Here is a 12359-nt window from a genome sequence, read left to right as displayed (position 1 = left end):
TTAGAACGCACTGTTACCTCTCGGATGACACGACAGTGGGGGTGTTCCCAGTGTTGACGGGGACCTGCCTAGCTTACTCGCAGGTTCGCCTCCCCAACGCACGGCACGCGCCGGAAGCCTCTCGACGTCGAGCGAGAACCGTCGTGGTACGACCGAGGGGACCACCCTGTCGGATGGTCCCCTCGGTGACGCCGGCTCAACCGCGACGGACGGCCCGGAGTCGTCCTTCGACGACCGGAGCCGCCCCTCGACGATCAGTGGAAGCTGTCGCCGCAGGCGCAGCTGCCCTGCGCGTTGGGGTTGTCGATGGTGAACCCCTGCTTCTGGATGGTGTCCTCGAAGTCGATGGCCGCACCGTCGAGGTAAGGGACGCTCATCTTGTCGACGATGACCTCGACGCCGTCGAAGTCGACGGTCGCGTCGCCGTCGAGCATGCGCTCGTCGAAGTACAGCTGGTAGATGAGTCCCGAGCAGCCGCCGGGCTGGACCGCCACGCGGAGGCGAAGGTCGTCCCGACCCTCTTGCGTGAGCAGGCTCTTCACCTTGTCCGCGGCGGTGGACGTGATCGTCACGCCGTGCGCCTTCGCGTCGACGGGAGCGGTTGCGATGTCGGTCATGGTGCCTCCTTCGGGCCGGGTCGAGTGCGGGGCACTCGTCGTCGACCAGTGTAAGCAGCCGTGGGCCGGTTTTGTTCCGGACCCGCGCCTCCCCCGCTCGACAACGGTGCCGAGGAGGCGCGGGTCGTGCCGGTCAGCCCCTCGCGTCGAGGCGCGCCAGCAGGATCGCCTCGCTGAGGACGGCCCGGTGGAGGACTCCGAGGTGCTGGGACTCGTTCGGGCTGTGCGCTCGGGTGTCGGGGTCCTCGACGCCGGTCACGAGGATCTGGGCTTCGGGGAACGTGCGCACGAGGTCGGCGATGAACGGGATCGACCCGCCGATGCCCGTCTGGACCGGGGCCTCGCCCCACCCCTCGGTCATCGCGACGGTCGCGTCGGCGATCGCCGTGCCCGTGGTGTCCACCAGGAAGGGGTCACCCCGGTCGACGTCGTCGATCTGGACGTGGGCGCCGAACGGTGCGTGCGCGTGCAGGTGCGCGTCGAGAGCGGCGTAGGCGTCCTCGGCGGTCTGCCCGGGAGCGATGCGGGCGCTGATGCGGACGGACACCTCGGGACTCAGGGTGTTCGACGCGTTGGCGACCGACGGGGCGTCGATGCCCGTCACGGTGATCGACGGTTGCGACCACACCCGGCTCAGGATCGGTCCCCGACCGATGGGGGTCACCCCCTCGAGCAGGCCGCTCTCGTCGCGCAGCTGCTGCTCGCTCTGCTCCGGGTGGTCGGCCTCGCGGCTCGTCAGCCCGGCGACGGCGACGCTGCCGTCGTCGTCGTGCAGGGTCGCGAGGAGCTTGACCATGGCCAGCATGGCGTCGGGGACGGCGCCGCCGAGCATGCCCGAGTGGGAGGCGTGGGCCAAGGTGCGGACGGTCAGGCGGAAGGTCACGTTGCCGCGCAGGCCCACGGTGATGGCGGGGACGGTGGTGCTCCAGTTGTCGGAGTCGGCCACGACGATGACGTCGGCACGGAGCTCGTCTTCGTGCTGCACGAGGAAGTCGGCGAAGGAGCGGGAACCGAACTCCTCCTCGCCCTCGATGAACAACGAGACGCCGACACCGAGGTCGTCTCCGAGCACCTCGTGCACCGCGCGCAGCGCCGCGACGTGCGTCATCACGCCGGCCTTGTCGTCGGACGCCCCACGCCCGTACAGCCGGTCGCCCTTCACGGTCGGTTCGAACGGAGGGGTGTCCCAGTCGGCGTCGTCGCCCTGCGGCTGCACGTCGTGGTGGGCGTACAGGAGGACGGTCGGCTTGCCCTCGCGGGCCGGGCGTCGGGCGAGCACGGCGGGCTGGCCGAGGGGGCCGCCCTCGCCGATCGGCGCCCGGCTCACGGTCACCTCGTCGAAGAGGCCCGTCCCCTCGACCAGGGCGGCCACGGCCTCGGCACTACGTCTCACGTGCTCGGGGTCGAAGGCGTCCCACGAGACGGAAGGGATGCGCACGAGGGCACCCAGGTCGGCGATCGTCGCGGGCAGACCCGCGTGCACGGCCTCCGCGAGTTCGCTGACAGTACGGGGATCGGTCGGTCGGACGGGATGCTGCGAGTCGCTCATGCAGGTAATCTTAGGAACTCGGACAACCCTGAGGATCTCCCGTGGCCAAGCCAGACAGCAAGACGACCGAGACGACCACCGTCGCCGAGCCCGAGTCGACCGCGGTCGGCAAGGGTCGCCCGACGCCCACGCGACGCGAGCGCGAAGCCGCCAACCAGAGGCCCCTGGTGGCCTCGGGCAAAGAAGCCCAGAAGGCCCAGCGTGCCCGTCTCGCCGAACAGCGTGACCGCGCCCGCGTCGGCTTGGCGAACGGCGAGGAGCGCTTCTTGCCCGACCGCGACAAGGGGCCGCAGCGCCGCTTCATCCGCGACCACGTCGACGCCCGCTACAGCGTCGGCGAGGCCATGATCCCCATCATGGTCGTCGTCATCGCGATGACGCTCGTGCAGTCTGCGGCCATCCAGTCGATCACCCTGCTCGTGCTGTGGGGATTCTTCGCCCTCGCCGTCGTCGACTGCCTGATCGTCGGCCGGAGCGTCAACCGCAAGCTGGCTGCCAAGTACGGCGCGGAGAACGTCCGGAAGGGCAACCGCTGGTACGCGGCGATGCGGGCGATGCAGCTCAAGCCCATGCGCCTGCCGAAGCCGCAGGTCAAGCGGGGCGAGTACCCGACCGCGTAGCCGACGCGGCTCCCCGTACGACGAAAGGCGTCGCCCCCGGTGGGTGGCGCCGTTTCGCGTTCTCGACCTCGCCGACCGCGTGCTTCGTCAGGTGGCGCGTCGACGCCGATCCAGGGCGACGAGCCCCCGGTTGACCTGTCGGGCCCAGAGGGGCCCTCGGTAGAGGAACGCCGTGTAACCCTGCACGAGCGTGGCCCCGGCCCGGAGCCTCGCGTCGACGTCGGCGGCGCTCGAGACCCCACCGACCGAGATGACGCACATGCTGCTCGGGACGGACTCACGGACCAGCTTGAGGACCTCCAACGACCGGACGGCGAGCGGGGCACCCGACAGACCGCCGGCTCCGGCGGCCTCGACGACCGCCCCCTCGGTGGCGAGGCCTTCCCTGGACACCGTCGTGTTGGTCGCGATGACGCCCGCGAGGCCGAGCTCGGTGACGAGGGCACCGATCCGACGAACGCCGTCGTCGTCGAGGTCGGGAGCGATCTTGACCAACACCGGAGTGTGCCCGGCGGCGTCGCGCACGGCCTCGAGGAGTGGAGCGAGCCTCTCGAGCTCTTGCAACCCGCGGAGCCCCGGGGTGTTCGGCGAGCTGACGTTCACGGCGAGGTAGTCCGCCAGAGGAGCCAGGAGGCGCGTGCTGGCCAGGTAGTCGTCGATCGCGTCGTCGACGTCGACGACGCGGCTCTTCCCGATGTTGACGCCGATCACGGGCCGTGACGGAGCCGACCGAGCCCGGCTGAGTTCGAGGGCCGCCGCGTGGGCCCCGGAGTTGTTGAACCCCATGCGGTTCACGACCGCGAGGTCCGGAACGAGTCGGAAGAGACGAGGTCGTTCGTTGCCGGGCTGCGGTCGAGCGGTCACCGTCCCCACCTCGACGTGCCCGAACCCGAGAGCGCCGAGGCCGGCGATGCCCTTGGCGTCCTTGTCGAAACCGGCTGCGACACCGAACGGCGAGGGGAAGTGGAGTCCGAGCGCGTCGACCGCCAGGGACGGGGCCGGGGCCGTGAAGCGCCCGACGAGGCCGGCGAGGCCCAGCTTGGGGATCGCCTTGATGACCCGGAAGGCGAGGTGGTGGGCGTCCTCGGGGTCCATCTTCGCGAAGACGACGTCGAAGAGGACGCGGTACGGGGTCCTCACTCGTCGACCGATCGGGTGGAGAGCGGCCGGGACGCGTGCTCTTCGCGCAGCTGTCCGATCGAGGCCTCGAAGTCCTCGAGCGAGTCGAAGGCCTGGTAGACGCTCGCGAACCGGAGGTAGGCCACCTCGTCGAGGTCGCGGAGCGGAGGGAGGATGGCCAGACCGATGTCGTTCGCCTCGATCTGCGACGCACCGCTCGCCCGGACGGCCTCTTCGACCTTCTGTGCCAGCACGGCGAGATCGCCATCCGTCACCGGGCGCCCTTGGCAGGCCTTGCGGACACCCGAGATGATCTTGTCGCGGCTGAACGGTTCGAGGACGCCGTTGCGCTTCACGACGTTGAGGCTCGCGGTCTCGGTCGTGCTGAACCGACGACCGCAGTTGGGGCATTGCCTCCGACGTCGGATCGACGTGCCGTCGTCGCTGGTCCGGGAGTCGACGACTCGTGAGTCGGGGTGGCGGCAGAAGGGGCAGAACATGGTGGGGCCAGATTATCGGACGGCGGGCTCGACGTCGGACGCCAGGGCCACCCGAGCACCGGATCGCGAAGGCCCCGCCCGGCTCAGGGGCGCGACAACCGAGCCGCGACGGCCTCGCCGTGGGCGGGCAACAGCTCGGCGTTCGACAACGCCACGAGCCGCTCGGCCACGGCACCGAGGGCCTCGGCGTCGTACCGGACGATCTGCTGTGGTCGGAGGAACGTGAACGCCCCGAGCCCCGACGAGAAGCGCGACTGACCGCTGGTGGGCAGGACGTGGTTCGACCCGGCGAGGTAGTCACCCAGGCTGACGGGCGTGTCGGGCCCCACGAAGATCGCTCCGGCATCGGTGATGTCGGCCAGGACCGCGTCGTCGTCACGGGTCTGGACCTCGAGGTGCTCGGGGCCGTAGGCGTTGCTGAAGGCAGCAGCCTGCCGGAGGTCGTCGACGAGGACCACCGCCGACTGCCGACCGGAGAGGGCCGTCCGGACCCGGGCGGCGCTGAGGGTGCGGGGCACGAGCCTGGTCAGTTCGGCGACGACGGCCTCGGCGAAGGGCGCGGAGTCCGTCACGAGGACGGCCGAGGCCTCCTCGTCGTGCTCGGCCTGGCTGATGAGGTCGACGGCGACCAACGTGGCGTCCGCCGAGTCGTCCGCGATGACGAGGATCTCGGTCGCACCGGCCACCGAATCGATGCCGACACGACCGCGCACGAGTTGCTTCGCCGCGGCGACGAAGTTGTTGCCGGGACCGGTGATGACCTGGACCGGCTCGAGCTCGAGCTCGGGCACACCGTAGGCGAGCGCGCCGATCGCTCCGGCACCCCCGATCGCGTAGACCTCGTCGATGCCGAGCAGGCCGGCGGCCCCGAGGATGACGGGGTGGACTCCCCCGCCGTGTTCGCGCTGCGCCGGAGAGACGAGGGCGATCGACGACACCCCCGCGACCTGAGCCGGAACGACGTTCATCACCACGCTGGAGGGGTACACGGCCTTGCCGCCGGGGACGTACACGCCGGCCCGCGTGACGGGCTGCCACCGCTGCTCGATGGTGGCCCCCGCCGCCGGGCGGGTCGTGGTCGGTGCCGGGACCTGGGCGCGGCTGGCCTGGGTGACGCGCGCGATCGACTCGACCAGCGCCTCCTTGACCAGCGGGTCGAGGGCCGCGACGGCCTCGTCGATGGTCTGCGTCGTGACGCGCAGGGCATCGGGACGGACACCGTCGAAGCGCGCGGCCTGGTCCCGCAGTGCGGCCGCGCCCCGCTCGCGGACGTCGTCGACGAGTCGCCGGGCGGCGTCCGTCGCGGCGCCCACGTCGGCGTGGGACCGGGGGACGAGGTCGAGCAGCTGGGCGTGGGTCGGCGCGAGACCGCGCAGATCTGTGGTCTGGATCATGGCTCGTCCAGCCTAGTCAGTAGGGTCGGGAGCATGACGGACGACAACGCGGCTGCTCCGCGGCCCGACGACTCTCTCGAGGTGTTCAAGGAGGCCTTCCGACGACACGCCGCGGGCGTGGCCATCGTCACGGCGCGTGACGGCGAGGGCACACCGGTCGGGTTCACGGCGACGTCGCTGGCGTCGCTGGCCGCCGTGCCGCCCCTCGCGACGTTCAACATGGCCAGGACGGCGAGCTCGTGGCCCGCCGTCTCGGAGACGGACCAGGTCATCGTGCACCTGCTCGGCCTGCGCAACCGCGACCTCGCCCGCCGCATGGCGGGACCCGCCGCCGAACGCTTCGCGGGCGACCACTGGACCGACGGTCCGAACGGGGTACCTCTGCTCACGGGCGTGACCGCGTGGATGACCGGGACGATCGTCGAGCGGGTGCCCGTCCACGGCAACGCCGTCGTGGTCGTGCGCATCGGAACCGGCGGGGTCGGCGAGGACGACGACGCCCTGCTGTACCACGACCGTCGGTACCTGAGACCGGTCCATCTCGAGGACTGACGCCGAACGGGTGCCGGGCGCCGGAACCGGTCGGGGCACCAGGACCCGACGGAGCACCGGCCACCTCAGACGAGGCAGCCGGGGCCCAGCAGGCTCTTCAGTTCGCCGAACAGGTCGGCCGTGACGTCGACCGGCATGGGGATCTCGAAGACCCGTGCGGCTTCGCCCTTGACGAGTCGGAGACGGACTTCGGTGCCGCCGGCGTGACGCCCGAGCACCGCTGCCAGCTCGGTGACCGTGTCGTGCGTCGCCCGGTGCTCGGGCATCTGCAGGAGCAGCGGCCCGTGGTTCACGCCGACACCGAGGTCGGGCATGAACATGCTCGCGGCGTGCATGTTCATGCCGTCGTCGCGGACGCTGACCCGACCCTTCAGGACGATGATCGAGTCCCCGACGAGCGACGGCCCGAATTCTTGGTAGGTCTTGCCGAGGAACATGGCTGAGATCTCGCCCCCGAAGTCCTCGACGGTGATGATTCCGTAGGGGTTGCCCGAGTTGCGTGCGACCCGGTGCTGCACGCTGGTGATGAGCCCCGCGATCGTGACCGTCTCGCCGTCGATGGTCGCGGGGTCGCTCGCCAGGATGTCGGTGACCGTCGTCTGGGCATGCTTGGCCAAGGGGAGCTCGAGGCCCGCGAGCGGGTGGTCCGAGACGTAGAGGCCCAGCATGTCGCGCTCGAAGGCCAGCTTGTCGCGCTTGGACCACTCAGGACGTTCGGGCACGTGCTGGACGTCCTGCGGCTCGTCCCACAGGGAGTCGAAGTCGAAGCCGACCTGACCGTTCGCCTCGGCCCTCTTCTCGCTGACCGCCGCCTCGACGGCGGACTCGTGGATCTCGACGAGGGCACGCCGCGTCGACCCCAGGGAGTCGAATGCGCCGGCCTTGACGAGCGACTCGACGGTGCGCTTGTTCGCCACGGGGAGCGGCACCTTGCGCAGGAAGTCGTGGAACGAGGTGAACGCCCCCTCTTTCTTGCGCGCGGCGATGACATGGTCGACGACGTTGAAGCCGACGTTGCGCACGGCACCCATGCCGAAGCGGATGTCGTCGCCGACGGCCGCGAAGAAGCCGATGGATTCGTTGACGTCGGGTGGCAGCACCTTGATGCCCATGCGGCGACACTCGTTGAGGTAGAGACCCAGCTTGTCGCGGGAGTCCCCCGTGCTGGTGAGCAGGGCGGCCATGTACTCGGCCGGGTAGTGGGCCTTGAGGTAGGCCGTCCAGTACGAGACGACGCCGTACGCCGCGGAGTGCGCCTTGTTGAAGGCGTAGTCCGAGAAGGGCAGCAGGATGTCCCAGAGCATCTTGACGGCATCGGGCGAGAAGCCGTTGTCGAACATGCCCTGCTCGAACCCGGCGTACTGCTTGTCGAGCTCGGACTTCTTCTTCTTGCCCATGGCCCGCCGGAGGATGTCGGCCTGACCGAGCGAGAAGCCGGCGACCTTCTGCGCGATGGCCATGACCTGCTCTTGGTAGATGATCAGGCCGTAGCTGGTCGACAGGATCTCTTTGAGCGGCTCTTCGAGCTCGGGGTGGATCGGGGTGATGTCTTGCGCGCCGTTCTTGCGGAGCGCGTAGTTCGTGTGCGAGTTCGCGCCCATGGGCCCCGGGCGGTACAGCGCGATGACGGCCGAGATGTCTTCGAAGTTGTCGGGCTTCATCAGCCGGAGGAGCCCGCGCATGGGCCCGCCGTCGAGTTGGAACACCCCGAGCGTGTCGCCGCGACCCAGCAACTCGTAGGCCCCCCGGTCGTCGAGCTCGAGGTCTTCGAGCACGAGGTCGAAACCGCGGTTCGTCTTGATGTTGTCGAGGGCGTCGTTGATGATCGTGAGGTTGCGCAGCCCCAGAAAGTCCATCTTGATCAGGCCCAGCGACTCGCAGGCCGGATAGTCGAACTGCGTGACGATCTGCCCGTCCTGCTCGCGCTTCATGATCGGGATGATGTCGATGAGCGGATCGCTGGACATGATGACGCCTGCGGCGTGCACGCCCCACTGACGTTTCAGGCCCTCGAGCCCCAACGCCGTGTCGAAGACGGTCTTGGCCTCGGGGTCGGACTCGACGACCGTCCTGATGTCGCCGGCCTCTTTGTAGCGCTCGTGCTGCTTGTCGAAGATGCCGGTGAGCGGGATGTCCTTGCCCATCACGGCGGGGGGCATGGCCTTGGTGAGCTTCTCACCCATGCCGAAGGGGAACCCGAGCACCCGTGAACTGTCTTTCAAGGCCTGCTTGGCCTTGATGGTGCCGTACGTGACGATCTGGGCGACGCGTTCGTCTCCGTACTTCTCGGTGACGTACTGGATCACCTCGCCGCGACGACGGTCGTCGAAGTCGACGTCGAAGTCGGGCATGGACACGCGATCGGGGTTGAGGAACCGCTCGAAGATCAGACCGTGGCGCAGAGGATCGAGATCGGTGATGCGCATGGCGTAGGCGGCCATCGAGCCGGCCCCCGAACCACGGCCCGGACCGACCCGGATGCCGTTCTCCTTGGACCAGTTGATGAAGTCGGCGACCACGAGGAAGTAGCCGGGGAAGCCCATGCCGGTGATGACGCCGATCTCGTATTCGGCCTGCTTGCGCACGTCGTCCGGGATGCCCGCGGGATAGCGGTACACGAGCCCCTTCTCGACCTCTTTGATGAACCAGGTCTCTTCGGTCTCGCCCTCGGGCACCGGGTAACGCGGCATGTAGTTGGCCGAGGTGTTGAACTGCACGTCGCAGCGCTCGGCGATGAGGAGCGTGTTGTCGCAGGCCTCGGGGTGGTCGCGGAAGAGATGCCGCATCTGCTGGGCGGACTTGAGGTAGAACTCGTCGGCGTCGAACTTGAACCGGTTGGGGTCGTTCAGCGTCGAGCCGGACTGGACGCAGAGGAGAGCCGCGTGGCTGGTCGCGTCGTGCTCGTGCGTGTAGTGGAGGTCGTTCGTCGCGACGAGGGGCAGGTCGAGGTCTTTCGCCAGGCGCAACAGGTCGCCCATGATCTGCCGCTCGATGCCGAGCCCGTGGTCCATGATCTCGGCGAAGTAGTTCTCACGGCCGAAGATGTCGCGGAAGTCGGAGGCCGCCTTGAGCGCTTCGTCGTACTGGCCGAGCCGCAGGCGGGTCTGGACCTCGCCGCTCGGGCAGCCGGTCGTCGCGATGAGGCCCTCGGAGTACTGCGAGAGCAGCTCGCGGTCCATGCGCGGCTTGAAGTAGTAGCCCTCGAGGGAGGCCCGGGACGAGAGCCGGAACAGGTTGTGCATGCCCGTGGTGTTCTCGGACAACAGCGTCATGTGCGTGTAGGCACCAGAGCCCGACACGTCGTCTCGTCCACCGTCGCCCCAGCGCACGCGAGTCTTGTCGCCCCGGTGCGTGCCCGGCGTGATGTAGGCCTCGGTGCCGATGATGGGTTTGACGCCCGCCTCGGTCGCCGTCTTCCAGAAGTCGTACGCGCCGAACACGTTGCCGTGGTCGGTGACCGCCACCGCGGGCATGCCCTGTGCCGCGGCCTCGGTGACCAACGGTTTGACCCGGGCGGCGCCGTCGAGCATCGAGTACTCGCTGTGCACGTGCAGATGGACGAATGAGTCTTTGCTCGAGGCCACGGGGCTCCTCGTCTGGTGGTGGATCTGGCGACTAGGGGAACAGCCTAACCGTGACGGAGGACGTCGAGGGCTTGCTGGAGGTCGGTGGGGTAGGTCGAGCGGTAGACCACCGGCTCACCCGTGCCGGGGTGCCGGAATCCGAGCTGCACGGCGTGCAGCCACTGCCGCGTGAGACCGAGGGTCGCCGACAGCGTCGGGTCGGCTCCGTAGGTCGCGTCACCGACGCACGGATGTCGCTGGGCGGCCATGTGGACGCGGATCTGGTGGGTCCGACCCGTCTCGAGGTGGATCTCGAGCAGCGACGCCGACGGGAACGCCTCGACGGTCTCGTAGTGGGTGACCGACGGCTTGCCGTCGACGACCACGGCGAACTTCCAGTCGGACGACGGATGCCGCCCGATGGGTGCGTCGATCGTCCCGGTCAACGGGTCGGGGTGGCCCTGGACGACCGCGTTGTAGATCTTCTCGACGGTGCGTTCGCGAAAGGCCTGTTTGAGCAGGGTGTAGGCCCGCTCGGTCTTGGCGACGACCATGAGGCCGCTCGTTCCGACGTCGAGGCGGTGCACGATGCCGGCACGCTCGGACGCCCCCGAGGTCGACACGGTGAAGCCCGCGGCGGCGAGTCCGCCGAGCACCGTCGGTCCCGTCCAGCCCACCGACGGGTGTGCTGCGACTCCGACCGGCTTGTCGACGACCACGATCTCGTCGTCGTCGTGGACGACCGCCATGCCGGGCACCTCGACGGCGACCACGGCCGGTGCCTCACGCGGTGACCATGTGACGTCGAGCCACGCACCGGCCTCGAGCCGGTCCGATTTGCCGACCGTGCGCCCGTCGACCGTCACCCCGCCCGAGGCGGCGACCTCGGCCGCGAAGGTCCGGCTGAAGCCGAGAAGCTTGGCCAGGGCGGCGTCGACACGTTCGCCGGCGAGCCCGTCGGGGACCGGGAGGGCGCGGGTCTCGCTCACGAGGCGCTCCGGTGATCGGCAGGAGGCGTCGTGTCGACGGGACCGCTGGGCTCGTCACCGGACGTGCCCGGGTCGCTGACGGCCGTGGAGCCGGCCACCTGAGGGTCGCCGTCGCGACCGTCGCCCGCCGGTCGAGCCGACTTGCCTGTGCTCGGCGTGCGCGTGCCGTCGAGCCCGATGCCCAGCAGCGTGAGCAGGAGGAGCAATCCCATGCTGGACACGATGAAGACGTCGGCGACGTTGAAGATGGCCGGCAGCAGGGAGGGGAAGTAGATGAAGTCGACCACGTGCCCCTGGCCGAACGACGGCTCTCGGAGCAGGCGGTCCGTCAGGTTGCCGAGGGTGCCGCCGAGCAGCATGCCCAGCATGATCGACCAGGCCAGCGATCTGATGCGTCGGGCCACGACCAGGATCGCGACGGCGACGCCGGCGGCGGCGATCGAGAAGATCCACGTCGACCCGCTCGCGAACGAGAAGGCGGCACCGGGGTTCTTGACGAAGTGCAACTGGAAGAACTCGCCGACGACGTCGACGGAACCTCCTTCGACGAGAGTCCGGGTGACCAGCAGTTTGGTGCCCTGGTCGAGGCCGTAGGCCACGACAGCGACGAAGGCCAGCGTCGCGAGAACGCGGACGCTGGCCTTCGTGGCGGGCTTGTCGCTCGACAAGTCCTTAGTTCGAGCCGAAGCCCTGGGCGCTGGCCGGAGTGGGCCGACCGGCCTCGCCGGTGCCCTCGCCGTCGAGCTCGTGCAGCTGACCCTCGATGTAGCTCTTGAGCTTGGAGCGGTAGTCACGCTCGAACGAGCGCAGGTCGTCGATGCGACGCTCGACGCTCGACCGCTCGGTGTTGAGGCGGTCGAGGATCTCGCGCTGCTGGGTCTCGGCGGCACCGATGATGTCGCGGGACTTCGTCTCGGCCTCGGCGACGACCTCACGCTGGCGGGCCTCGCCCTCGGACACCAGACGAGCCGCGGTCGCGTGGCCTTCGGCGATGAGCTGGTCGCGCTTCTCGACGCCCTCGCGGACGTGTTCTTCGTGCAGACGGCGAGCGAGCTGCAGCAGGCTGTTGGTGCTGCTGGTCTCGTCGGCCTCGGACACCGCGGGAGCGGAGTAGGCCGGAGCGGACGCGACGGCGGCGGGGGCCGCGACGACGGGCTCGGACTCGACGACCGGCTCGGGCTCGACGGCCTCGGGGGCCGACGCGGGAGCCGGTGCCGACGCAGGAGCCGGCGCGCTGGCCACCGGAGCCGAGACGGGAGCGGCCTGCGCCACGGGGGCGGAGTCGCCGGACGAGAGGCGCTGACGCAGCTCGTCGTTCTCCTGGTTGAGACGTCGCAGCTCGGCGACGACCTCGTCGAGGAAGTCGTCGACCTCGTCTTGGTCGTATCCCTCGCGGAACTTCGTCGGCTGGAACCGCTTGTTGACTACGTCTTCCGGCGTCAAAGCCATTGCCGTC

11 protein-coding genes are annotated in these 12359 nt (G+C 69.3%); 2 read left to right on the top strand and 9 right to left on the bottom strand.

Going from position 1 to position 12359, the window contains the following annotated elements; all coding sequences use genetic code 11:
• Positions 1-254: 254 nt before the first annotated feature.
• On the bottom strand, positions 255-617 hold the full coding sequence (erpA, locus tag ASL10_RS05185) for an iron-sulfur cluster insertion protein ErpA (protein WP_043594936.1): 363 nt from the start codon (positions 615-617) through the stop codon (positions 255-257).
• Between the two features lie 133 nt (positions 618-750).
• Positions 751-2166 carry a dipeptidase gene (locus ASL10_RS05180; RefSeq protein WP_056045053.1) on the bottom strand — a complete coding sequence of 472 codons (1416 nt, stop codon included), beginning with the start codon at positions 2164-2166 and terminating at the stop codon, positions 751-753.
• A 41-nt stretch (positions 2167-2207) separates the two neighbouring features.
• Here ASL10_RS05180 and ASL10_RS05175 point away from each other — a divergent pair, with 41 nt between their 5' ends.
• Positions 2208-2786 (top strand): DUF3043 domain-containing protein, encoded by a 579-nt coding sequence (locus tag ASL10_RS05175; protein ID WP_056045052.1) that lies wholly within the window; start codon positions 2208-2210, stop codon positions 2784-2786.
• An 87-nt stretch (positions 2787-2873) separates the two neighbouring features.
• On the opposite strand, the gene ASL10_RS05170 is transcribed toward ASL10_RS05175, so the two are convergent.
• The 3 genes from ASL10_RS05170 to hisD all read right to left on the bottom strand — a co-directional run bounded on the left by ASL10_RS05170 (position 2874) and on the right by hisD (position 5799).
• The gene (locus ASL10_RS05170; RefSeq protein WP_255350781.1) at positions 2874-3926 is read right to left on the bottom strand and encodes a quinone-dependent dihydroorotate dehydrogenase; all 1053 of its coding nucleotides are present in this window, start codon (positions 3924-3926) and stop codon (positions 2874-2876) included.
• On the bottom strand, positions 3923-4405 hold the full coding sequence (gene nrdR / locus ASL10_RS05165; protein ID WP_054146163.1) for a transcriptional regulator NrdR: 483 nt from the start codon (positions 4403-4405) through the stop codon (positions 3923-3925). The genes ASL10_RS05170 and nrdR overlap by 4 nt, the downstream gene beginning before the upstream one ends.
• A gap of 83 nt (positions 4406-4488) precedes the next feature.
• Positions 4489-5799 carry a histidinol dehydrogenase gene (hisD, locus tag ASL10_RS05160; RefSeq protein WP_056045050.1) on the bottom strand — a complete coding sequence of 437 codons (1311 nt, stop codon included), beginning with the start codon at positions 5797-5799 and terminating at the stop codon, positions 4489-4491.
• Positions 5800-5832: 33 nt separating this feature from the next.
• Here hisD and ASL10_RS05155 point away from each other — a divergent pair, with 33 nt between their 5' ends.
• Positions 5833-6351 (top strand): flavin reductase family protein, encoded by a 519-nt coding sequence (locus ASL10_RS05155; protein WP_056045048.1) that lies wholly within the window; start codon positions 5833-5835, stop codon positions 6349-6351.
• Between the two features lie 65 nt (positions 6352-6416).
• On the opposite strand, the gene dnaE is transcribed toward ASL10_RS05155, so the two are convergent.
• From dnaE to ASL10_RS05135, 4 genes are all read right to left on the bottom strand, one after another.
• Positions 6417-9881 (bottom strand): DNA polymerase III subunit alpha, encoded by a 3465-nt coding sequence (gene dnaE, locus ASL10_RS05150; RefSeq protein ID WP_056047386.1) that lies wholly within the window; start codon positions 9879-9881, stop codon positions 6417-6419.
• A gap of 98 nt (positions 9882-9979) precedes the next feature.
• Positions 9980-10903, bottom strand: a complete 924-nt coding sequence (locus tag ASL10_RS05145; RefSeq protein ID WP_056045046.1) for an RluA family pseudouridine synthase — start codon at positions 10901-10903, stop codon at positions 9980-9982.
• Complete coding sequence (gene lspA / locus ASL10_RS05140; protein ID WP_082460209.1) at positions 10900-11571, bottom strand: signal peptidase II; 672 nt, start codon at positions 11569-11571, stop codon at positions 10900-10902. The genes ASL10_RS05145 and lspA overlap by 4 nt, the downstream gene beginning before the upstream one ends.
• A gap of 4 nt (positions 11572-11575) precedes the next feature.
• Complete coding sequence (locus ASL10_RS05135; RefSeq protein WP_056045044.1) at positions 11576-12352, bottom strand: DivIVA domain-containing protein; 777 nt, start codon at positions 12350-12352, stop codon at positions 11576-11578.
• Positions 12353-12359: the final 7 nt, after the last annotated feature.

The organism is Frigoribacterium sp. Leaf8, from assembly GCF_001421165.1.
GTDB lineage: Bacteria > Actinomycetota > Actinomycetes > Actinomycetales > Microbacteriaceae > Frigoribacterium.
Note: the sequence above shows the minus strand (reverse complement) of the source record. Positions and strands in the feature narration are given on the sequence as shown.

Bases quoted from the DNA above. Each gene is read 5' to 3' on its own strand.
- erpA (WP_043594936.1), bottom strand. From the start codon at position 617: ATGACCGACATCGCAACCGCTCCCGTCGACGCGAAGGCGCACGGCGTG.
- ASL10_RS05180 (WP_056045053.1), bottom strand. From the start codon at position 2,166: ATGAGCGACTCGCAGCATCCCGTCCGACCGACCGATCCCCGTACTGTC.
- nrdR (WP_054146163.1), bottom strand. From the start codon at position 4,405: ATGTTCTGCCCCTTCTGCCGCCACCCCGACTCACGAGTCGTCGACTCC.
- hisD (WP_056045050.1), bottom strand. From the start codon at position 5,799: ATGATCCAGACCACAGATCTGCGCGGTCTCGCGCCGACCCACGCCCAG.
- ASL10_RS05155 (WP_056045048.1), top strand. From the start codon at position 5,833: ATGACGGACGACAACGCGGCTGCTCCGCGGCCCGACGACTCTCTCGAG.
- dnaE (WP_056047386.1), bottom strand. From the start codon at position 9,881: ATGCTCGACGGCGCCGCCCGGGTCAAACCGTTGGTCACCGAGGCCGCG.
- ASL10_RS05135 (WP_056045044.1), bottom strand. From the start codon at position 12,352: ATGGCTTTGACGCCGGAAGACGTAGTCAACAAGCGGTTCCAGCCGACG.